This window comes from Longimonas halophila, assembly GCF_002554705.1.
GTDB lineage: Bacteria > Bacteroidota > Rhodothermia > Rhodothermales > Salinibacteraceae > Longimonas > Longimonas halophila.
The window spans coordinates 125,656-147,725 of record NZ_PDEP01000001.1; the positions used below are offsets into that span (position 1 = coordinate 125,656).

The 22,070-nt window shown below is 61.4% G+C and carries 18 protein-coding genes; 3 read left to right on the top strand and 15 right to left on the bottom strand.

Annotated elements, in window-relative coordinates; all coding sequences use genetic code 11:
• Positions 1 to 40: 40 nt before the first annotated feature.
• From CRI93_RS00515 to hepA, 10 genes are all read right to left on the bottom strand, one after another.
• On the bottom strand, positions 41 to 1,111 hold the full coding sequence (locus tag CRI93_RS00515) for a glycosyltransferase family 4 protein (RefSeq protein ID WP_098060645.1): 1,071 nt from the start codon (positions 1,109 to 1,111) through the stop codon (positions 41 to 43).
• On the bottom strand, positions 1,108 to 2,559 hold the full coding sequence (locus tag CRI93_RS00520; protein WP_098060646.1) for a hypothetical protein: 1,452 nt from the start codon (positions 2,557 to 2,559) through the stop codon (positions 1,108 to 1,110). Before CRI93_RS00520 ends, CRI93_RS00515 begins: the two co-directional genes overlap by 4 nt.
• Complete coding sequence (locus CRI93_RS00525; RefSeq protein ID WP_098060647.1) at positions 2,556 to 3,737, bottom strand: glycosyltransferase family 4 protein; 1,182 nt, start codon at positions 3,735 to 3,737, stop codon at positions 2,556 to 2,558. Before CRI93_RS00525 ends, CRI93_RS00520 begins: the two co-directional genes overlap by 4 nt.
• 103 nt (positions 3,738 to 3,840) lie before the next feature.
• Positions 3,841 to 4,818 (bottom strand): exostosin domain-containing protein, encoded by a 978-nt coding sequence (locus CRI93_RS00530; protein WP_098060648.1) that lies wholly within the window; start codon positions 4,816 to 4,818, stop codon positions 3,841 to 3,843.
• 39 nt (positions 4,819 to 4,857) lie between these two features.
• Complete coding sequence (locus CRI93_RS00535) at positions 4,858 to 6,021, bottom strand: glycosyltransferase family 4 protein (protein ID WP_098060649.1); 1,164 nt, start codon at positions 6,019 to 6,021, stop codon at positions 4,858 to 4,860.
• Positions 6,022 to 6,024: 3 nt separating this feature from the next.
• Positions 6,025 to 6,957 carry a sulfotransferase domain-containing protein gene (locus CRI93_RS00540; RefSeq protein WP_098060650.1) on the bottom strand — a complete coding sequence of 311 codons (933 nt, stop codon included), beginning with the start codon at positions 6,955 to 6,957 and terminating at the stop codon, positions 6,025 to 6,027.
• Positions 6,958 to 7,128: 171 nt separating this feature from the next.
• Positions 7,129 to 8,160, bottom strand: a complete 1,032-nt coding sequence (locus CRI93_RS00545; RefSeq protein WP_098060651.1) for a sulfotransferase family protein — start codon at positions 8,158 to 8,160, stop codon at positions 7,129 to 7,131.
• A gap of 29 nt (positions 8,161 to 8,189) precedes the next feature.
• A complete protein-coding gene (locus CRI93_RS00550) occupies positions 8,190 to 9,605 on the bottom strand; it encodes a glycosyltransferase (RefSeq protein ID WP_176521585.1) in 1,416 nt (471 codons plus the stop codon).
• Between the two features lie 64 nt (positions 9,606 to 9,669).
• Positions 9,670 to 10,674: a sulfotransferase family protein gene (locus tag CRI93_RS00555; protein ID WP_098060653.1), complete on the bottom strand. Its 1,005-nt coding sequence runs from the start codon at positions 10,672 to 10,674 to the stop codon at positions 9,670 to 9,672.
• A 240-nt stretch (positions 10,675 to 10,914) separates the two neighbouring features.
• On the bottom strand, positions 10,915 to 12,735 hold the full coding sequence (gene hepA, locus CRI93_RS00560) for a heterocyst formation ABC transporter subunit HepA (RefSeq protein WP_176521586.1): 1,821 nt from the start codon (positions 12,733 to 12,735) through the stop codon (positions 10,915 to 10,917).
• 264 nt (positions 12,736 to 12,999) lie between these two features.
• Here hepA and rfbC (CRI93_RS00565) point away from each other — a divergent pair, with 264 nt between their 5' ends.
• On the top strand, positions 13,000 to 13,560 hold the full coding sequence (rfbC, locus tag CRI93_RS00565; RefSeq protein ID WP_098060655.1) for a dTDP-4-dehydrorhamnose 3,5-epimerase: 561 nt from the start codon (positions 13,000 to 13,002) through the stop codon (positions 13,558 to 13,560).
• 60 nt (positions 13,561 to 13,620) lie between these two features.
• Here rfbC (CRI93_RS00565) and CRI93_RS00570 read toward each other — a convergent pair whose 3' ends face one another.
• Positions 13,621 to 14,115: a hypothetical protein gene (locus CRI93_RS00570; protein ID WP_098060656.1), complete on the bottom strand. Its 495-nt coding sequence runs from the start codon at positions 14,113 to 14,115 to the stop codon at positions 13,621 to 13,623.
• A gap of 210 nt (positions 14,116 to 14,325) precedes the next feature.
• On the opposite strand from CRI93_RS00570, the gene CRI93_RS00575 reads away from it, so the two are divergent.
• Complete coding sequence (locus CRI93_RS00575) at positions 14,326 to 15,054, top strand: RluA family pseudouridine synthase (RefSeq protein WP_098060657.1); 729 nt, start codon at positions 14,326 to 14,328, stop codon at positions 15,052 to 15,054.
• A gap of 11 nt (positions 15,055 to 15,065) precedes the next feature.
• On the opposite strand, the gene CRI93_RS00580 is transcribed toward CRI93_RS00575, so the two are convergent.
• From CRI93_RS00580 to CRI93_RS00595, 4 genes are read right to left on the bottom strand one after another with little or no spacing between them, the layout of a single operon-like run.
• The gene (locus CRI93_RS00580; protein ID WP_098060658.1) at positions 15,066 to 16,373 is read right to left on the bottom strand and encodes an NAD(P)H-dependent oxidoreductase; all 1,308 of its coding nucleotides are present in this window, start codon (positions 16,371 to 16,373) and stop codon (positions 15,066 to 15,068) included.
• Positions 16,370 to 16,921 carry a dTDP-4-dehydrorhamnose 3,5-epimerase gene (gene rfbC / locus CRI93_RS00585; RefSeq protein ID WP_098060659.1) on the bottom strand — a complete coding sequence of 184 codons (552 nt, stop codon included), beginning with the start codon at positions 16,919 to 16,921 and terminating at the stop codon, positions 16,370 to 16,372. The genes CRI93_RS00580 and rfbC (CRI93_RS00585) overlap by 4 nt, the downstream gene beginning before the upstream one ends.
• A gap of 17 nt (positions 16,922 to 16,938) precedes the next feature.
• Positions 16,939 to 18,006, bottom strand: a complete 1,068-nt coding sequence (locus CRI93_RS00590; protein WP_098060660.1) for an NAD-dependent epimerase/dehydratase family protein — start codon at positions 18,004 to 18,006, stop codon at positions 16,939 to 16,941.
• A gap of 54 nt (positions 18,007 to 18,060) precedes the next feature.
• Positions 18,061 to 19,056, bottom strand: a complete 996-nt coding sequence (locus CRI93_RS00595; RefSeq protein ID WP_098060661.1) for a glycosyltransferase family 2 protein — start codon at positions 19,054 to 19,056, stop codon at positions 18,061 to 18,063.
• Positions 19,057 to 19,445: 389 nt separating this feature from the next.
• Between CRI93_RS00595 and CRI93_RS00600 the strand changes: the two genes are divergently transcribed.
• A complete protein-coding gene (locus tag CRI93_RS00600) occupies positions 19,446 to 21,848 on the top strand; it encodes an amino acid permease (protein WP_098060662.1) in 2,403 nt (800 codons plus the stop codon).
• Positions 21,849 to 22,070 lie beyond the last annotated feature (222 nt).

Here is a 22,070-nt window from a genome sequence, read left to right on the forward strand (position 1 = left end):
GCAGTTAAACAATAGGTTAGGCGACGCCAAAGAGCTTCCGTCAAGAGACCTGCAACGGTTTATCTATGAGGGATGCATAGGCTGTGGCATGGTGGTTGGCAATCGCAGCCCACGAAAACTCCGATGCCCGAATCAGGCCTTGGTCGGCCATGTGCTGGCATCGCTCAGCGTCGCGAAGCAGTGCCGTGAGCGTGGAGGCAAACGCGCTGTCGCCAACCAGTGCGCCGTACGTGCCGCCATCGAGCACATAGTCGGCCCCTGGATTGGGCGACGCCACCACGGGCGTGCCGCTGGCCATCGCCTCGATGTAGGGCAAGCCGAATCCCTCATACACGCTTGGATACGCAAACACCCAGGCGCGCCGGTACCAGGCGGCGAGCGTGTCGTCGTCGGGGCGGTTGAGCACACGCACATTCGGATGCGCCCGGCAGGCGTCCGACACGGTATCCGACACCATGACGAGTTCGGCATCGGGCACTGCAGGAAGCACATGGTCGCAGAACTGCTCAAAGAGCCAGCTCCCGCGCTTGCGTCCGGTCCACGTGCCCACAAAGAGCAGCGTGGGGCGCTCGGCCTTGGGGCCGGGACGAAAGCGGTCGAGCGAGACGCCGTTCGGCATGCAGCGGTCGGCATGGTAGCGGGCCGCGCACGGCGGACTAATCGCCCACACCTGGTTCGCGCGCCGCGCCGCCACATGCTCCAGCGGGTAGACGGCCCACTGCGCCAGGCGGCGCTTGAGCGAGGTGGCGGTGCGGGCTTCGTCCAATGCTGAGCCGTGCATCGTGCGCACCGAGGGGGTGCCGCGGCGCATCCAGAACCAGTCATCGCCATGCAGATGCACCACGTCATACTCCGACAGCGAGATGCTATTTAGCAGTGCAGGCAGCACAAACCAGCGCGCCCATGAGCGGTCGGCGAGCCAGCGGTGGTTGGGGAACAGCTGGCGGTGCCGATAGGGCGCGTCGCTCGGTGCGGGAGTGAGGCTAAGCACCGTCACGTTAAGCCCTGCGTGCACGGTAAGCGCTGTGGCCAGGCGATGCACGACCGCCTCCACGCCGCCCACCTTGCGATGCGGCTCGGGCAATGTTGTATGGTAGAGTGCGATGTTCATCGGGAAGCAGACGTTTGAGAAGCAGAAGATGGAGCGGGTTCGAGGGAGGTGTTATGCTCCTCCTCGTCTGAATCGTGCTCGCTGTGATATTGACGCGATGTAACAGCAAACGCTATGCAGCTCCAAAACAGGCATCCTTTTGCGCCAACTACCTGCGGGCCCATAAGCATGAGCGCGAAGTACGCCAGCGCAATACCAGATACGAGAATCGCAAAGCGGTCTGACGGCGGGGTGTCGCGCAGCACAGTGATGAGTATGGTGATGAGCGCCCCCAGATACGCAAATCCGCCCACCCAGCCGAGCTGATAGATGATGGTTACAAAGTCGCTGTCGAAGGTGCGGGCTCCCATGCCCTGCCCGATCGGATTAAAGAGCAACTGGGTAAGCATGTAGCCATACATGTGCTGGCGCTCTTGCAAGCTGCCGTCCTCTTCCAGGTTGCTAAAGGTTTCCATGCGCGCCCCTGTGCGATCCCCGATGTCTCCAGAAAGCGCGAGAGGAATGGTGAGGCAGGCCACCAGCGCGAGCATGGCAAAAACGCGTCCACGGCTTGCGTTTTGCAGGCGAAGCAGGCTGTAAGAGAGCGCGAGAACCCATCCGCCCCAGGCGCCGCGTACCAGCGATAGAAGGAACGCCAAGTAGCCAGGAATGGCGGCAACGCGTCCGACAGGTCCTTTGCTGTCAAAGAGCAGGATGAGTCCTGCCATCATAATCATTGCGAAGGGGCCCGGTGAATCCAGCATACTGAAGACGCGAATACCGAGCGGTTCGGGCTTGCCAGCCGAAAGCATGCGAGAGCCCTCCATCCATAGAACGTCCCACGGCGGTGCCGCGAAGAACTGGTAGACGCCGTAGCTGCCAATAATGAGCACCCCCCATGTGAAGGCGGTACGGAATACGGAGCGCAAGCGGGGATACTGCCGCCAACGGGCCAGAATGAAAAGTGCCATGAGCAGCGGGCAGATCCAATCGAGCAGCACCGTGGTGGCGCGGAAGGGTTCGACTTTGGTCATCCCCACGAGGTAGCCGTATAGAACGGCCATAAAGCAGATGAGCAGCGGCACGCCCAACCGGCGCGTAAGCATGCGCCCATAGCGGGGAAGGTCGATTAGGATAACAAGCGTAGCGGCGTAGGGGGCCAGCAGCGAGAAGGCGCCACTTGGCGGTGTGAAAAAGCCCAGGTGGTAGTCGATGATGCGCCGCACGAACGGCGACAAAAACCAAAGCCACCAGATAAAGCCCAGGTAAAGGGCAGGACTGGAGATATAGAGCCAGGCCCCTACGACGACGCTTACGCCCATGTACGACAGGCTAAGCAGCCGGAGTGCAGACGGGTGCGCGCTCAGAAAGAGCATGCCGTACATCCCAAAGGCAATGAGGATGATGCCACCTGCTAAAAGAGGCGACCGTTTGGGGTCGCGAGCAATGTCGGCGAGGGTGCGAATCATGTGAGGGAGCGGGTGCGCGTGAACGGGGCCGCGTAGCGGTGCGGGGGCGGAACCATGGGAGCCACGGCAAGCGCCCGCTCGTACTGCGACGCAATGACCGGCCACTGAAAGTGGTCGAGGTAGAAGCTTTGGGCCCCGCGCCCCAGTCGATGCTGAAGCGCAGGCGTACTCACGATCTCAGTGAGGGCATGCCCAAAGGCGTCGGGGTTGTCGCGGGGTGTCATGGCAAAAGCAGATCCGGCAGCGTCGTGTAAGAGCGGATCGGTCTGGGGGCCGCTGGTGGTAAGCACGGGTAGTGCGTGCTGAAGCCCTGCCAGGAATGCGCCGCGCCGCGTAGATACGCCCTTGTGATAGGGAGCCAGATAGACATCCATAGCGCTAAGGTGGTGCGATACGCCAGCGGCGGGGAGCGCGCCGGTGCAGTGGAGGCGCACATCGGGGAAGGCTGTGCGGATACGGTCTACGCCGGGCCCAATGTACAGAAGCAAGGGGCGGTGGCCCCCGGCCTCGAGCTGCTGTATGCCGCGGCGAATGTGGTCGAAGAGCCGCGAGGGGTGGCCGCGCCCAAAGAGGCCAAGCACGCAGGCATCAGACGGAAGTCCGGTGCGGGCGCGTGCATCGGCTTTGGTAAGCGCGATGTGGGGCATGTTCGAGCCCACAGGGATGTGCGTGCACGTCGTATCCGGAAACCACGAGGCAAAGCGCTCCACCCACGGTTCAATCGCAAAAATGAGGTGGTCGGCCAGGCGTCCCAGCTTTTTGAACTGGTGGCGCTGCCAGAGCGACATCACAAACAGGCGAATAGAGTCGGGCGGCATGAACGGCTCATGCACGGTAACGGCAATGCGCAATTGGGGACAGCGGGCGCGTACATCGCTCAGGGCGGATACAAGGGCGGGCGCATAGCCGCGCGTGCCGTAGGCAAACGGATTGTACTGCACCACGAGCCAGTCGGGTGGGTCGTTGCAGATCTGATCGGCCCAGGTGGTCAACGCAGGTGCTGCAGGGAGTCCAGAGATGGTGTGGACGTCCACTTCAGAAGGGCCAGACGCGGGTGTTTGTCCGGTCCACACGCGCACATCGTGGCGGCCCGACAGGGTGTTGGCCAGATGCGCCGTATAGTCGCCGATGCCGTCAAGGGCCGGTGGGTATGCCGGAAAAAGCAGGTCGATACGCATGGGAGGCCAGGGCAAGTGATGGAGAGTGTGAACCGTGCATCCGCAATATCGGGATGTCGAATGGTTGACTCCCCCTACTAATGGCGCATGCCCCGTGCGCCATTCACGCAACCGACCGCCGAGGTCCGGCATACCGCCACACCGATTTCAGATGGGTTGGGGAGAGCAGATGCGGGAGCGTGTCCCACGACCATCCGCGCGAGGCCGGTTGCACCTGCAGGCACCACTCCACCGTGCGGTGAAACGTCACGTCGCGGGCGAACCAGTCGCACCACGTCTGGCGAGCGGCAGCGGCCATTGCGGGGGCCTCGGCACGGCGTTCGCGCAGCAGGTCGGGCAAGTGCGGCACATGGGCCTCGGGTATGCGGATGCTGCACGCCTCCCAGTCGGGGCCGACCGGCGGCACCCAGTCGTCGGCGATGATGACGGGTACGCGGCCCATGCGCAGCGTTTCAAAGAGGCGCATGCTGCTCGTGCCAATGCCACGCGGGCACAGCACAAACGTGCTCTCCTGGGCGACGGTGCGGTACTGCGTCTGCAGCGCCTCTCGTTTTGCAGCGGGCAGGGTGCCGTACGGCCAGAACGGATCGGTGTCGAAGAGAAATGCGTCGTCATCCCCCAACGCCATAATCGCTGAGCGGACCGGATGTGTGCTGGTTTTCCCAATGAACGAATACAGGTAGCGTCCAGATGCAGAAGCGGGGTCGTACTGCACATGGTCGTGGGCAAAGGCCTTCAGGTAGCCGCCCGTGCGGGTGCGCTCGGGGTGGTACTCGGCCTGGCGCAGCGAGGCATACACGCCGGGTAGCAACGGCAAGGGCTGGTCGTGGCGGCTGTGCAGCAGGCAGCGGTCGGTGTGATGCTGATACACCGGGTGCGAGCGCACCTCGTGGTAGTGCTGTACCGTGTGGCAGTTTTCCACAAACAGAATAAGGTCAGCGGCATCGGGCGTATCCACGACAGTGTGGATGCCAAACCGGTCGTGGGCAGCAGCCTCGCGCATCCGGTTGAGCTCGTCGAAGGGATACGGGCGGCCGGGATGCTCGCGATCGGCGCTGGAAAGCAGATGTACGTGAGCCATGGGTGTGCAAGTCAGAGTGACAGAAAGAGGGGGCGCAGGCTACAGGGGCGAGGCGGCCACCGGGGCCGGACGCCGCGCTGAGGCCTGGTCGTATAGCTGCTCGTAGGCCCGGGCGGTGTGGGGGGCTGAAAACGTGACCTCTGCGTGGTGTTGGGCGCGTTTGCCTGCATCAGCAAGCAGTTTGTAGTCGCTGAGCACCTTTTCCAGTGTGGAGGCAAGGGCTGCAGTGTCGTTCGGGGGCACGAGAGCCGAGGCGTTGGGAGCCACGTACTCGGGCAGCCCGCCCGCATCGCTGGCAACAACGAAGCGTCCGTGGGCGGCGGCATCGAGCGGGACGAGACCGGCGGGTTCGTTCCATACCGAGGGCACCACCACCAGCCAGGCCATGCTCAAGAGGCTGGTGAGGGCAGGTTCGTCGCACCAGCCGTGGAACACGACGCGGTCTTCCAGTCCCTGGGCGGCTACCTGGGCGTGTGCAGACTCCATGTGGTCATCGGTCCCGGTGCCGGCCACATGCAGTGTAACCTCCGTATCAAGCTGGGCCAGAGCATCCACCAGCCAGTGCAATCCTTTTTCAGGAGCAATGCGTCCAGCGTATAGGATGCTGGGTGTGTTTTCAGGAGGAGTGGTGTACGGCACCACATCGGGGGCAGGCGAAGGACACACCACAATGTTGCTGACGTTGCACCCCGCACGAGCCATCATCTGCTGCACGTACATGCTAACTGCAGCGGTAAGCACCGTCTCGGTCTGTTCGCGCTCGCGGCGGAGCCGCTTGAAGTGCCGCCACATTTTGCGCGGACGGCAGCTGCCGCATCGCTCTTGCACATGCATGCGCATACAGCCGATCGGGTGATAGGTACGATCGCACGGCGTGCCGGAGCGGCGCAGATAGCGCGTGCCCGAGGGGCAGCCGCCCTGGTGGCCGTGCATGGTGCGCAGCAGCGTTAGGTCGTCCGGCAGCGGTTCGGGCAAGGTGCGATGCGCATGCAGCACGTCGATGCGGAGCTGGCGCGCTGCTGCGTACAGCGTCTCGGGCGTTACAACCTGCATGCGGTCGGGAAGCGTGCGGTCGTCGGGCGGAGCGTGGCAGAGCCAGATCACATCGTGCCCGGTGTGCTCCTGAGCGGTAGTCAGGCGGTCGACATACGTGGCGATGCCGCCCGGGGCCCATAGATCGGAGACGTAGTGTGCAATACGCATGGGCTACACCTCCCAGCTAAGATCCGACGTGTAGCCCAGCTTCACAAGCAACTCCCCCCACTCATTTTTGAAGCGGGTAGCCAGCGCCGGGGTAAAGTGATTGCGCCAGTCGCCGGGTGTGCCCTTGCGGTAGTGACTGTGCACGTTCTCCTCTCCTTTCGTGCGCCCGCCCGCCAGGCGGTCGAAGCGGTGGGCTTCTAAGATGCGCTGTAATGTATCGGAGGGCAAAGTGGGGAGGCGGCGGCGTGGGATGGGCAAGAGGGGCCACGGGCCGGGCACCCGTGCGTGCCCTTTGTAATGAAGCCGGTTCATGCGAATCAGGGCCCGGTAGCCGGTCGAGTAGGTGGCTTCGGGGTCCAGCCACCCCAAAAACTGGGCAATGCGCGTAAATCCGGCATCTGGGCTTGCCGTCAGGTCTTCCATGTGAAGCTCCAAGACGTTCGGTTGGTTATAGTCCCACGCATCCATAGCAGCAAACACGTCGTGGCTAAACACCATCTCTGCAGCCAGGCCCTCTTCAAGCGAGAGCGTTTGCAGGAGCTTGCGATGCGGCTCCAGTTCGGGCCACTTGGTGGAGGGATGCGAGTGCTTGTGCGAAAAGTACGCCGACACCAGCACATCGCGTGGGTCGCGCACCACGTGAAAGCCGCGTGAGTGAGACAGCGTACGGGCCTCTCGAATGTCGGCGTTCGTGTAGATGAGCACATCAATGTCCTCGGCGCGCATCTTATCGGCCAGCGAGGCGTGGGGGGCTATGTGGCGCGGTAGGTGCACGATGGCATGGCGCCGCCCCAAGTGAAAGCTCATCTCGCGAAAGATGCGGGTAATCCACCCCGTAGCGCACTTATGATGTCCGTAGAAGGCCACCAGGGGCATGTCCGTGGCAGCAGGAAGCGAAAGCGCCGACACCGGCGCAGGGCGAGCAGAGGGAGTCATGAGCAGCAGAAACCGGATGAGCCAGGGTTGGGGGGAGCCGCCAGGGAGCCGCGTTGCCGCATCAGACGGACGAAGGGGAAGATAGCAAGCAGGCCGTGTGCAGCGTATCGCTTTTGGACGAGCCCGGCGTCACTTTTGGCGTAGGTGGATGTGTGGGGTGTGGTGAAGCAATCAGGAGTTCGCTGCAGAGAGCGAGAGCCGCTGCCGCCACCGTTGCATCATCTCGCGTAGCGAGGTGCCCGGTTCGTGCCGCACGACGTACGGGCGGTACCCGCGGTGCCGCCATACGTCCATGTGCCAGTATGCCGTCTTGGCGTATTGGATCAGGCGGGCCGAGAGCGGGCGTGGGGGCGCTGTGGGATGATAGCTAAAGCGATCTATCTCCTCGGCACAGATTGACTCAATCCAGCCGATTTCGATGGGCGAAAGGTCGGTTTTCCAGCGCTCGGCGGGCGCTGTGGAAATGGGACGCGTTGCGGCAGCGTTGAATGATGACGCGGCTTCCGTCTTCATGTACCGCTCCGCGTCGGTGTGAAAGCGGAGCATGTCCGGGTCATAGGCCTCGCCCAGGAACGTGCATAATGTGCGGGCCACCTGCTCTGGCGTGTAGACCAGGTCTTCGTAGCGAATGGTGATGCGCTGCTTCGCAGGAACCACTTGCGTAAGCAGCCGATGCCCGACGGTCCAGCTTTTTCGGCGGTTGAGTGCGTTCAAGACTACGTCGTTTGGAAAGAACGACACGCCCTGCATCGACGCCACGCCGGCTCGCGGATCGCGCTGCACGTAGATGAACTGCGCATCCGGAAACATCCCGATGAGCAAGTCTACATAGAACAAGTTACCAGGTGTTTTCTCGCCCCAGCGGGCTTTGCCCTCGGCAGCCGCCCACGCGCCCAATAGCTCGGCATAGGGAGTCCGATACGTAGGATTTGGAGCCGCAAGCAAACGCGGACGCACCGCCGCAGCGTCCAGGCCGGGCAATAGCGGCAGGTAGCGGTCCAGCACGCGGTCTACGAACTGGGCGTAGTCCTCAGCATCCCACACGGGTTCGTCCCAGGAGTGCCAGTACGGACGTATCTTGAAGTAATTCAGCTCTTCAGGAATGGCGATACGGGGGTGCGCATTCAGCATGAGACGCGCGAGTGTAGTGCCAGAGCGGTTGGCGCCGACCACAAAAATAGGGGACGTGGGGGGCGTGTCCATAACAGCAACCAAAAAACAAAATGGCAAAATTAGGCTGCGACGGGCGCAGTGCAGGCCTCGCGAGGTGAGGAAGGCAGCGCGGAAGCCGTAGAGACGGCAAGCTTCGGCACTACCTGTTCCAGCACGGCAGAAAACGCCTCGGCCCGGCGGGAGCTTTGCAGCAGCGTGCGCAGGTGCGAGCGGTCGAATGTCGAGGGCGTTCCGGCAAGTGCAGCGTCTACAAGCGGCTCCAGATGCGCAGCCATCTGTTCGACATCGCTGGGGCGGCTCAAGAATACGCCCGGTTTATTGACCAGATAGTCGTGGTTTTCGCCAGGGGGCACCGCTGCCAAAATGGGGCGCTGGGTCGTCAGGTATTCGTACGTCTTTGCAGAGATGCGTCCGCCGGGGCTGCCATCGGGGCGGTCGGGTAGTGTGAGGAAGAGCACGTCGGCCTCGTGCATGAGACGAAGCACATCGCTGTGAGGCTGCGGGTCGTGCACCTGCACGATGGAGTCCAGGTCGTACTTATGCAAGACGCGGCGCACCACGTCGTCGGGAAACGTGTTGCCGTATACCTGCACCTGCACGCGTCCGGCCCATTCCGGATGAGCGGCTACGAGGCGCTGCACGGCCTGGCCCACATAGACCGGCGTGTGGGTACGAGGGTCAAGCGGAGCCGTAGTGTATGTGCCCCAGTGGTTCCACCAGTGCAGGGCCGCGCGTCCCCAGGTTTTCCAGGTGGATGCAGAGGCGTCGTCGGCGTCGCGATGCATATGCCAACCAGACAGGCCGCCGGTGTATACGATTTGAACCGGCGCATCGGAGGAGCGCGCTGCGGGCTTGGGTGCATCACGCAGGCGCACGCCGCGCCGAATCAGGCAGAGTTTGTTTTGGTGAGCCTTTGGCAGGCGCCGGCGCACTCGCTCCATGTTGCGCTTTGATACGTACACCACCGCATCAGCGGTTTGCACGAGCCAGTCTTCCATCGCCGCATTGGCCCACGCGTGTAGCCGCGACGGATACATGGCGTTAACATCGGGACAGGTGGGAGAGTCGTTCAGGTTGATGATGAGCGGCAGGCCCGTCAACTGTTTAAGCAGAGCCGCCACGATGGCGCCCGAGTACGGCATCGCAAATGCGACAATGGCATCAGGACGCTCCTCTTGCACCAGGCGATACGCCGTGTACAGTGCAGGAAGGATCCACAGCACAAACGAGTCGGGCCAGAGCAGCAGGTCGCTGATCTTCTGGAGGCGCAGACGACGCATCCACCGCGTAAAGCGGGCTGCGTTGCGCTCAGGCACGTGGTGGACCTCCACGCCACGAAGGGCCGCCTGTGGAGCAGCCGTTACGGCACGCACGCGGTGCGTCTGTGCCAGGTGCTTCAGAAAATAGTCCACCCGAATTGCCAGCGGATACGTCTGCGGGGGGAAGCGGTACGATATAGCGAGCACGTTGCCCATGGGCTGGTACATCAGAAAAAGTGCAACAGAAAACGGAGAGACGGCGCAGTGAGGCGCCGGGGGATCACGCCTCAGGGGCTTGCTGGCGAGCCCAGGGCACGTTGTAGTGCATTAGGTGGACGCGCGCGCGGCGGTGCTGCCAGCGCTTTAGGACGCAGTACGCCATATCGGGCAGACGGCGCAGGCGCTCGGTCCACGACAGCGGGGCGGTCTGGCGCTCGTAGCTAAAGATGGGAAGCCAGGGGCCGCAGATGTGCTCCACAGTTGCAATATCGGCCGGGGCCATCTCCTCGGTCCAGCGTGCTTTCGTGGCTGTATTCACCGGACGCGTCACGGTCTGCGCGCCGCCCAGCGTTTCAAACACCGGGTGCATGTACTGATGCGAGTTCTCGTGGAACGAGAGCATAGACGAATGGAACGGCACATCGAGGAAGGCGCAAAGATGCTGCAGCACGAAGTCAGGGTTGGAAGTCAGGTCCTCAAACCGAATCGTAATCCGCTGATGGGCAGGAACCGTTGCCTCCAGCACCGTCGCGCCTTGTTGCATGAATGCACGCCAGTTCGTGGCATTGATGACGGTGTTAGGGACACAGCGTTTAAATCCATTCATGGAATGTACCGCTGCACGTGGATCGCGCACCAGGTGGATAAACCGCGCCTCGGGAAACATGTCGTGCAGCTCAGGCACAAAGAAAAAGTTGTACGGCGTCTTCTCTCCCCAGATCGGTTTGCCTTGTGCAGCCGCCCAGTGGTCAAGCGCCACGGCGTAGGGCGTTCGGATGGTGTGCGCAGGATGCATAAGAATGGCGCGGCGTAGCGCAGTGCGATCCACCCCGGTAAGCACGGGCTCATTCTGATCCAAAAAGCGGTCAACGAGGTCCACATACTGATCGGTACCCAGCGGTGCATTCCAGGGAGTCGGAAGCGTCCCCAAGAGCGAGAAGTACGACAGCTCGTCAGGGATGGCGATGGACGGATGCGCGTTAAGCATCAGGCGGAACATGGTCGTGCCTGAGCGGCTGGCGCCAACGATAAAAATGGGGGCAGAGGCGGTATTAGAGTGCGACATGGCAAAATATCGGTCGGAATGTGGGGGGCAAGACGTCGGGGTTAAGAACCTGTTTGGGTTTTGGTTTGCAGGCGAGAGCGAGCAGCAATGCGGCGAAAATTGAACCACGATGGAGGTTCGTAGCCGGGGCTACGGGCCGAGATCGGGGGCAATTTGCAGCCCATTGAAGCCGCTCGCAGCGCCCTGACCGTAGGGAAGAAGTACTCTTGGGGTGCCCAAAGTAAAAAATCACAACAGGTTCTAAGACGCGTTGACGGGAGAACGCTGCAGCTTATGGTAGGACCAGAGTGCGCCCTCCTGGGCAATCAACTCGTAGTACGGCCCTTGCTCGACCACGCGTCCGTTCTCCAGCACAACGACCCAGTCGGCATGCTCGATGGTGGAGAGGCGGTGCGCAATCGCAATGACGGTGCGACCCTCCATGAGACGCATCAGCGACTCTTGCACCGCCTGTTCCGAGATGCTGTCAAGTGAGCTGGTAGCCTCGTCCAGAATCAAGATTTCGGGGTCTTTAAGCAGGGCTCGTGCAATCGCAAGCCGCTGCCGCTGTCCGCCCGATAAACGGATGCCTTGGTCCCCAAGCGACGTGTCGAAGCCGTGCGTCATCTCTTCGATAAAGCCCAGTGCGTTGGCCTGCTCGGCTGCCTTAACGATTTCGTCCATACTGGCGTCGGGGCGTCCGTAGGCGATGTTAGCCCGCGCGCTATCATTGAAGATGAACGTTGATTGGCTGACAATGGCAATGCGATCTCGCAGCGAGTGTACATCGAATTCGCGGAGGTCCGTGCCGTCGTAGAGCACGCGTCCGTCTGTCGGGTCGTGGAAGCGCGGAACGAGATCGGCCAGAGTCGACTTTCCTGCGCCGCTGCCCCCTACAAATGCGGTGGTGGCACCTTGCTTGATGGTAATGGATACATCGTGCAGCACCTTCGGGCCGGTGGTGTACTGGAAATCCACATGCTCCAGGCGGATCTCCTTCTGAAGAGGTGGCGCTTTGCGTGAGCCGTTGGACAGATAGGGTTTATCTTCGTCGCGGAGCAGTTCTGCCACGTTGGCAAGCCCGGCGCGATTCTGGGCCCAGTCGCCCCGAATGTTGTTCAGGTTGAGCATGGTTGGCATCATGCGAAGCAGCGCAAACAGGAACGCGAGCAAGAAGGCCAGGTCGAGGGCGCCTTCGAGCACCAGAAACTGCACCGATACCACAATGAGCACAATCAGCCCTGTGGTTACCAGGCCTTGTGTAAGCGGCTTGATGAGTGATTGCCGCTTGTTCGTAGCAATAACCGCATCTGCAAAGTCGCGGGTGGCGTGCTCCAGGCGGTCGCGTTCGTCCTGTTGCCGGTTGAATGCGACAACCGTTTTAATTCCCTGAATGAACTCGGTTAGCGTGCTGGTGAAGTCGGCACTGGTTTCGGTGATGTTTTCGCCGTGGGTACGCACGCGTCGGATGAGGAACGTGAGCGCGTATGACAGCACGCCAAAGAACACCAGCACCATCAGCGAGAGCTCCCACGAAATCCAGACCATGAGGCTCAGGTACACGAGCAGCATCGTCGTTTCGTTGACAAGTGTAAACAGGGCCCCCAGAGTGCTGGCCGAGCGCGTAATCTCGTTCATAAGACTGTTCAGCAGGTCGCCGCCACGCTTGCCGCTGTAGAACGAGAGCGAAACCGACTGCAGCTGGTCAATGATGCGCATGCGCAAATCCTCGACGATACGCACGCGGCTAATGGTAGCCAGCACGGCTGCTGCGTAGCCGAGCACGCTGCGGAGCAAGGTGGCCAGCAGAATCAATCCGCAAATAATGTAGAGCTGTCGTACCACGCTCTGCGTTGAGCCCAGCAGCATATTGTCGATCCAGGCAATGCCTATACCAGCGGATCCGGGATCGTCGAGCGTTTGCAGAAACGGAATAAGCAAACCGATGCTAAGCCCCTCAAAGATCGAGGCCAAGAGTGCACAGGCCGATGTAAGAGCAATGAGCCCGGCATAACGGCGAAAGCTGGGGGCGAGAATGCGCAGGTCGCTTTGCGTGGGCTGCGTTGTATCGGAAGGGGGCATGTGGGTGACAGGTAACTCAAAAAATGGGGAGCGTCGGGGCATGCAACCCTGACATCACTTCGACCTAATCATAGGGGCGAGCGCCCGCGAATGAGTGGGTCTTTATGCTGATCGATAGGGGATTCGATACGCATTGCAGATGCGCTTTTGGATGACAAGGCCGCAGCATTTGGAGGAGGAACCGACGGCACTGCGGAACCTGGACGTTGGGGCGGCAAGTTAGGGCATCCGCCGTGCTCCTTCTGATGCTGTGCTTAGCGCTTTATGACCGTAACTCCGACTGCCATTCCTGCTGTTCGATGCATCGAGACGACCCGCTACCCCGATGAACGTGGCTTTTTTCGGGAGGTGTGGCGCGCCTCGCGGTACCAAGAGGCGGACATCGCCGGGCCGTTCGTACAAGACAACGTGTCGCGCTCGCGGCCCGGCGTGGTGCGCGGGCTGCACTACCAGCATCCGCACGGGCAGGGGAAGCTGATCGACGTGTGGGCGGGACGCATCTACGACATCGCTGTCGACATTCGGCAGGGCAGTCCCACCTTCGGGGAGCATGTCGCAGTTCAGTTGGATGCCGAGGCCGGGCGCCAGCTCTACATTCCGCCCGGTTTTGCGCATGGATTTGCCGTGGTGGGGGCCACCGATGCGCTCGTGGCCTACAAGTGTACTGACGAGTACGCCCCCGACTGCGAGCACACCATCCGGTGGAACGACCCTGCGCTTGGCATCGACTGGCCCGTCGACACGCCCGTCCTGTCGGCCTCCGACCGCGACGCACCGCGGCTTGCCGATCTTGCTGAGGCCGCGCTGCCTGTGTTTAACACATGACACTGAGCAGCACCCGGAACGGGGGCGGCCCAGCGAATCCTACTGAGGACCAAGCTGCTCCTACGACCCGGGTTCAACGACGAGCGCCTCTACCACATACATGCCGTTGCGCTGGTAGCGGAGCGTGTCGCGCAGGTGCGGGGCCGAGGTGTCGAGCTGAATGCTGAGGGTGCTGTTTTCGGGGGTGAACAGGCGCTTGTCGTCCTGCGTCCACACGCACAGCGCAATCGGGTCGCCGGGGTGGAGGCCCGCGTGGCTGTCGCGGAAGAGCCCGGCCTCCCACACCGTAAGCGCCTCGCTGCCGGTGCCCGACCACGTAAGGTGCCCCACGCACCGCCCGTTGGCATCAACTGCTGCAATTTCGTCGCCGGGGGCGAGGTTGCGGCCATTGATGGAGATTTGGGCGCTGGCGGGAATGATGACGGTGGCGTTGCCGCTGGTGGCGTCCAGACACGCCTCAAAGGGCGACTGTGCGGGTGCAGACCGGCTGCTTACAGTTAGGAGCAGCAGGGTCAATACACCGAGAGACAGAGCACGCACCCAGAGCCGAACCATGGAAGGCGTGGATATTGAACGGGAGAAGACAAACATAAGCATCCACAAGAATAACGGAAACGAGCAGGGCAACGTATTGCGAACTGGCACATTCTGCTGTCAGGGTTTGGCGCAGCATGCATGTAGGGCGTGTGCAAACAACGGGCAAACAAACGAGGGTGTGGCTCGTCCAATCGCACGGTTGTTTTCTACTGATGCCCCGTACCGCCCATGTCTGATGCTGACTCGTTTTCGCCGCCCTTGCGCGCTGCTGCTGAAACCGATGGGTGGGCGGTCGTCGAAAAGCCGGCGGAATTGCTCTCGCAGCCCGACGCCACCGGCAAGCCCAACGTGTTCGACGTGCTGAAGCACCAGTGGCGGCGGGCGTCGGAGCCGGACCCGTTTGTGGGACTGGTGCACCGCCTGGACCGGCCCACCTCGGGCTTGCTTATTGTAGCCAAGCATTCCGATGCGGCCCGCCAACTCACCGAACAGGTGCAAAACCGCACCATCGACAAGCACTACCTGGCGCTCGTTGAGGGCACGATGCAGGGCGTGGGCACGATGCAAGATGCGATTGCCAAGACCGCCACCGGACCGCAGATCGTGTCGCCCGACCATCCCGAGGCTAAGGCGGCGCAGCTGCAGTATCAGGCGCTCCTCACCGACGACGACCGCACGCTTGTACACGTTCAGTTGGACACCGGGCGCTCGCATCAGATTCGGTTGCAGTGTGCCCAGCGCGGGCATCCGGTGGTGCACGACGGACGCTACGGGGCCTCGGTCAAGGTGCGCCGCCCCGGTATTGCGCTGCATCACTACGGACTGCGGTTTGAGGATCCGGCGTCGGGCCGCTTGCGCACGGTGACGATGCCGGTGCCCGACCTGTGGACGACCTGGGCGACTCCTGCGCACATGGAGCGAGCGCGCCAGGTGGTGCAGCAGTTTGCGGGCGCGTAGCACGCATTCACTCAGGCAAGCATCGGGTGGGATGCTTCCAGGCCAAAGTGTTCAGTCTGTTCGGCCCACAGCCGGTCAACGAGTCGGCCTTTGGGCAGCACCACATCATCGAACGTAAGCGCTTGATCTTGCGGCACATCGCGGGTAAGCACTGCGCCCTTCGAGAGCCCAAACGGCAGCAGACTGTCGCGGTAGGTTACGTCTGCGTTGTCGATCCAGCCGTAGGTGCAGAAGCCGCCGAGTCCGTCGAGCGTTTCGCCGCTGTGCAGGTCGCGCTTGGCCAGGGTGAGGACGTGGCATACGGGCGGGCCGAGCGGTGCTACGGTCGCATCTCCAAAGCAGACGGCACGGGCCACGGTGAGCGGCACCTCCAGGTGCGGCAAGTGGTACGGCGTGTAGAACACGTAGAACGGGCCGTCGCCCATCTTCAGCACCGACGTGTAGCGCTGTTTGATGGGATGGTCGTTGTATGCAATTACAAATACGCCCGGACCGGGCTCTGCGCCAATCACGTAGTCGTTGAGTCCCGTATCCAGCAGTTCGTCTTTGGGATACAGATCGACGGCCTCGGTGACATGCGCGCAGCGGGGACCGTACATGCCGCGCTGTCCGACGGGGAAGCCCGTTGCATTAGCCGCTACGGTGTTCTCCATCGATATTTTGGTGCCGTCGGCGAATGAGGTGACCATGTGCGGCGTTTGCCCGTGCTGATCGGCCCAGGCTTGCTGGGTTTTGGGCGTGCGGTAGTGGTCGAGCAGGCCCTTTACGTTGCCCACGAGCACGGGCCGGTAGCCGATGGTCGCCACGAAGCGATGCAGGTTCATCATGCTACCGGGCTGGTCGCCGTCAATGTCGGTGAAGACGACCCCAGCGCGGTCGGCATACACCTTGAGGATGGGGCCGAGCGTGGCATCCAACTCAGCATTCGATAGGATCAGGTGCTTGCCGTGCTCAAGGGCCGACAGGGCCACCTGCGCGCCAAACTCGAAGGTGCCGGTGGCCTCGATAATGGCATCGATGCACGCAGCGCGGCAGAGCAGATCTGCATCGTCGGTAATCGCGAAGCGGTCGGTAGCAATGGCCTGTTCGAGCTCCGATACCGTGCCCACCTGCTTTACGTCGTGAATGTCGGCCTGGGTGTAGGCCTGACGGGCCCGCGCAAGCGTGCGGTTCGAGACGGCAACGAGGCGCATGCCTGTCATAGCCGTCAGGATCTGAAGGGCCACGCCACGGCCCTGGTATCCAGCCCCTACAAGGGCTACGCGAATCGGATTGTTGGCGTCAGCGCGTTGTTCGAGCGCGGTGTCAACGAGAATCATAGTCTGTTCGTAGGGGTGGTGAGAGGACAGAGCGGCCAGGCGCGATCTTTGTCGGAAACAACGCGAATGGGTGCGGGCCAGTCGATCGCGAGAGCCGGATCGTCGTATCGCAGCCCGCGCTCAGCCCTGGGCGTGTAGCGGGCGGTTACGGGATACAGTACTTCGGTATCGCTGGTAAGGGTAAGGAAGCCATGTGCACAGCCTTCAGGTACGTACGCCAGGCGACGGTTTTCGGCGCTACATTCTGTGCCCACCCACTGCCGGTACGTAGGTGAATCGGGACGGAGATCGACCATTACATCGAAGATGGCACCGCGGGTGCAGCGTATCATCTTGGCTTCGGCATGCGGCGGGGCCTGGTAGTGCAGTCCGCGCAGCGTGCCTGCCTCGGCACTGTAGCTAATGTTCACCTGCACGATGTCCATGCCCAGTCCGTGTGCGGCGAGTTCGTCTACGCAGAGCATGCGGGCAAAGAAGCCGCGGTCGTCCCCGTGTGGTTCGGGGTCAATGAGGTACGCACCGGTCAGGGCGGTTTCGGTAAAGCGCATGGGCCGTTTCTCGCTATCTATACACTGAGTGACGACGGAATCGACCGTTCAACGGGCTGGCGCCAGAAGAACTGCTCGTCGAGCTGGCCGGTGCTGAGCAGATACTGGAGCTGCTTCAGCCGTGTAAAGGCGCGAAAGCGGAAGACGTCGGGGGTTAGGTCGATTGTCTGGTAGAGTCCAACCAACTGACGGGCTCCATCAGCGAGGGTAAACTGCGGCTCAAACCCGGGGAGCTGGGTCGCAATTTTGTCGAACGACACGCGGTAGCTGCGGTCATCGCCATCGCTGCAGCCGGTAGACACGCGGCACTGCGGCAGGGTCTGCGCCACGATATCGACAATGTCTCGCACCTGGTAGTTTTCAGTTGAGGCGCCGACGTTGAACACCTCGTTGTGGATTGCATCGTGGGGGGCCTCCAGCGTGCAGGCAATAGCCTGGCAAATGTCGTCTACGTGCACGAGCGGACGCCACGGGGTGCCGTCGCTCTGCATGTCAATGACGCCGGTGGTGTAAGCCACGCCGCTCAGGTTGTTGAGCACGATGTCGAAGCGCTGGCGGGGCGAGGGGCCGTACGCGGTCGCATTGCGCAAGAACGTCGGCGAAAATGTGTCGTCGGCCAGCGCCCCCACGTCGTTCTCGACCAACACTTTGCAGCGCGCATAGGCCGTGAGGGGATGCACCGGCGAGTCTTCCGTTTTGAACAGTTCGCCATTCGGCAGGCCGTACACGCTACACGACGAGGTGTACACAAAGCGCTCTACGCCCGCGGCCTTCGCCAGGCGCGCCAGACGCACGGTGCCGCCGTGATTGATGGCGTAGGTGTTGGCCTCGTTGTGCTGCCCAAGCGGGTCGTTCGAGAGCTCCGCCAGGTGGCACACGGCATCGACGCCAACCAGGTCATCGGGCGTGATGGAGCGGATGTCTTTCCAGTGCTGGCGTACGCCGGTGGGCCAGTCCGATTCGAAAAGCGTTCCGCTGGCATAGTAGCCCGTGTCGAGTCCGATTACAGTGTATCCGCGTTTGTGCAGGCGTTGTACGAGTGGATACCCGATGTAGCCTTGGCTTCCAGTAACAAGAACCGTCATGATAGCATGAAGTGATAGTGAGAGAAAACGAGGCGATGACGCATCCAACCGTGTCTAAAACAGCGAGTAGCGCGTGCGGAGTCCCATCACGCGGGGGGGCGGGGAGGCACGCTGCATTCCTGTGCGAGCCAGGGCCATGTAGAAGACTTCTTTAAGGCAGTGCCGGGCGTGGGGGGCTACATAACGGCGCATAAACACAGCCAGACACCGGCAGCGCTGGACACGTGTGAGCGGGGCCCGCCAGATGGCGCGATACAACTCATAGAGCCACCGCCATTCGAGCCAGTGAAGCGTCTGCTGTTGACGGGGATCAAACCACTTCCAGATCGCTGCAATCTGCATGTCGTTTGAGCGGGTGGAGTTGGCGTCGTGAAGGCGACTTACAAACAGCGGCTCGGGGATCTGGTAGATGGGGCCCCATAGCGCCAATTCGCCAATGAGGATGAGGTCAGCCGACGGAAAATTGCCATGTTGCATAGTGGCGCGCAGCAGGTTGGTGCGCATCAGTCCGAAGAGTGGGCCGCTGTCGCCGCCCCAGCAGTAGGCATCCAAGAAGCCTGCAAAACGCGTGGCGGGGTCGGGGTCAACCAGGTGCACATCGTGAATCCAGTTTGGGGATTCGCGGGGCATGCTATCTTCATTGATGACCTGCGTGCCGGTGTAGACGACCGACGCTGCTGGATGGGCGTCCAGCATGTCCACGCACGCCTCCAGGCACGTAGGTTGTAAGAGGTCGTCGTGGCACGTCCACCGAAAGTAGGGGGCTCGCGCAGCGGCCAGGGTGCTGTTGTAGTTGCGAGCCGCTCCTAAATTTTCGGGATGCCGAATGTATCGGACCCGTGCATCACGATCGGCAGCAGACTTGCAGATAGCTTCGGTGGCATCGGTCGAAGCGTTGTCGCAGATGATGAACTCGAAATCTGTAAATGTTTGATTGAGCACCGATTGAATGGCGGCCTCCAGGTACTCGGCTCCGTTGTATACGGGCAGCCCAATGCTAACACGTGGTACTGAAGAAGCTGAAGGAGCAGGCGAAGAAAAGGCAGACATAGCGTATCACCAGACACGAAATCAGCAGGAGGAACGCTTTAAGTGTAGAAAGGCAAGAGACCTCCTGTTATCATGCTGTGGTGGAGATGGGGACGACTTTTGGCGCATGCAGGCCGAGGGAAATTGCTGATACCCTGTAGATATTCGAAAGTAGCTATTCTGTGCTGCCTGTGTGACGAGGCCGTAGATTGGTGAAGGCGAAGGGCAAGTCAGACACTGCCTTTTAATCCGTTATTGTAAGAATCGATCTAAATGTCCGTAACGAATGCATAACACCGAAGTGAGCAGTGGACAGTGTCGAGTGCAGTGCCTATGCTACAGGGGCACTATTGGCAGCTAACAACCGCCCAGTGCCATCAAATTCCTTCACAACAGATGAGGTAGTTCTTTTGGCCCAAGATGACCTGCGACGTGAACTCGGGTTCTGGGATGCACTGACCATTGGCGCGGGTACGATGATCGGGGCCGGTATTTTCCTGCTTGCTGGAGTCGCGCTGGAGCTTACCGGACCGGCGGCTATCTTCTCGTATCTGGCTGCTGGACTGGTGTGTATGATTACCGCGGCCAGTGCGGCGGAGCTTGCGACCGGCATGCCTACCTCGGGCGGCGACTACTTCTTTGTGTCGCGCTCGCTGGGACCGGCGATGGGAGCAATTTCGGGGGTCGGCATCTGGCTCAGCCTTACCTTTGCCATTGCGTTCTACCTGTTTGGGTTGGGGGAGTATCTGTCTCAGTTTGCCCCTATCACGCCGTTCTGGGGCGCTTTTATAGGGGGTATTCTGCTCACGGCCCTGAACGCATACGGGGCTAAAGAATCCGGTCAGACGCAAGTGATTGTGGTGCTTATGCTCATGGCCATTCTGGGCGGGTTCTGCGTGATTGGGTTATTCTATATTGATCCGAACAATTTTGAGCCCTTCTTCCCGTTCGGAACGGCACCGGTGGCCTCTACGACGGCGCTGGTGTTTGTATCGTTCTTGGGATTTGTCAAGATTGCCGCGGTGGCCGAAGAGATCAAGAACCCGTCGAAGAACCTGCCGCGGGCGCTCATTGGCTCGGTCGCGCTGGTGACGGTGCTCTACGTGGTCATCCTGCTGATCATCGGCGGCATCTTTACGCAAGAAACCATCGGCGAGGTGCGCGATCCACTCACGCAGGCCGCACGCCTGATGCTGGGTCCGGTGGGCGCAGGGATCATCATCTTTGCGGGGCTCCTGGCTACGGTGTCGTCGGCCAATGCCAGCATTCTGGCGTCGTCGCGCATCAATCTGGCCATGGCTCGCGACCGCATGGTACCGAACTGGCTAAGCGCCATCCACAACACGTTCATGACGCCGTATCGGGCTATCATCTTGACCGGTGTGCTGGCCCTTGCGTTTTTGCTGCTGGAGAGCCTGGAGGATCTGGCCAAAATCGCCAGTGTGCTCCAGCTGTACAGCTATGCGGCCCTGAACATTGGATGCATCACGCTGCGGGTGGCTAAGCCCGAATGGTACGAGCCGTCGTATCGTACGCCGCTCTTCCCGTTTGCACAGGTATTTGCCGCTATTGCGTGCGTTGGTATTATCATCTACTCCGGTCCGTTTGCCCAGATTGCCGTGGTGGTGCTCATCGTAGTCAGCCTGGCGTGGTATGCCGTGTGGGGGCGCAGCCGCGTGGAGATCGATCATGCACTTCCCGAGTTCCAGGCCGAGTGGCAGACCCACGGCTGGAGTGTGTTTATGCAGGCTCCTGCGCCGGTGCTCAATGGCAGTGGTCTCGCCGAAGCCGTACTGCCGGGCGAGCGGGCTATCAATGCCGAAGAGCCGCGCCGAATTGCAGTGGCACTGGCCAACCCCAACACCGAGCGGGATCTGTTGCAACTGGGACGTTACTTGGCAACCGGCACAGACGAGGGCGGACACGTCACCGGCATCCACCTGGTACGCGTGCCGCTGCAAACCCCACTTACCGAGGCGCGCGCGCAGTTCGCCCAGCGTCCCTCTATAGCGAAGACGATTGCATCCCTCGCTCAGAAGTCTGATAAGAGCATCGAGGCGCGCGAAGAAGACCACCCCAATGAAGAGCGCGGGGACGCGGTGTCCTCTCCGCTGATGCGTACGCAGATCGAGTCGTCCATTGATGTAGCCCACGATGTATTCGGCGGACTGATCGACGAGACGATGAAGTCGGAGTCCGATCTGCTGCTCATGGGGTGGCAGGGCGGATTCAATGTGAGCAACATCTACAACAATCCATCGCAGCGCATCATTAAAGAGCTGAAATCCGATGTTGCGTTTCTCAAAGACCGAGGACTCGACACGGTAGACGATATATTGCTGCCGTGGGGCGGGGGGCTGCATGCACGCCTTGGTCTTGAACTGGGGGTGCGGACTGCTCGTGCGACCGGCGCTACGCTCCATGTGCTCCGCGTCGTGCGCGAAGGCGTAGATCAGGAAACCGAGCGTGCCGCAATTCGCCGCACCGTACAAAACGAAATTGGGGATGACGGACCGGTTACGTATCAGGTAGAGCATGCCGACAGCGTAACGGGGGGCATCGAAGCCTACATGGCGAAGCAGCCGTTCGACCTCACCATCATCGGAGCCTCGCGCGAGTGGACGTTCCGGCAGGTACTCTTTGGCTCCATTCCCGACGTGGTGGCCGACCAGGCCGACTGCTCGGTGCTGATGGTGCGCCGCTATGTCCCCGACACATTGCCGGTGAAAGCCACCGAAGGCTTCAAGCGGATCAAAGAGCGATTGGGACTGACGTCATCGCCTGAAGAAGACACGGCTGGACGTGTAGGGTAGCGTGTTCAGGGTGACTCCGCTTTCCTGTATCCAGTTTGCCACCCTGTGGACTGGTGGAAGATACGCGGGGTGGTGTTACCGTGTCGCTACAACCGATGCGGGCTACCCAGAATTGACGAAAGGCCATTGGGCACGTGGGAACGCAGAGATATGACAGGGGTGCGACTTCCTCCTGTTTGCCTTGGCACTATCGCCGCTGTTGAGTTCATGAGTACCTCTTCT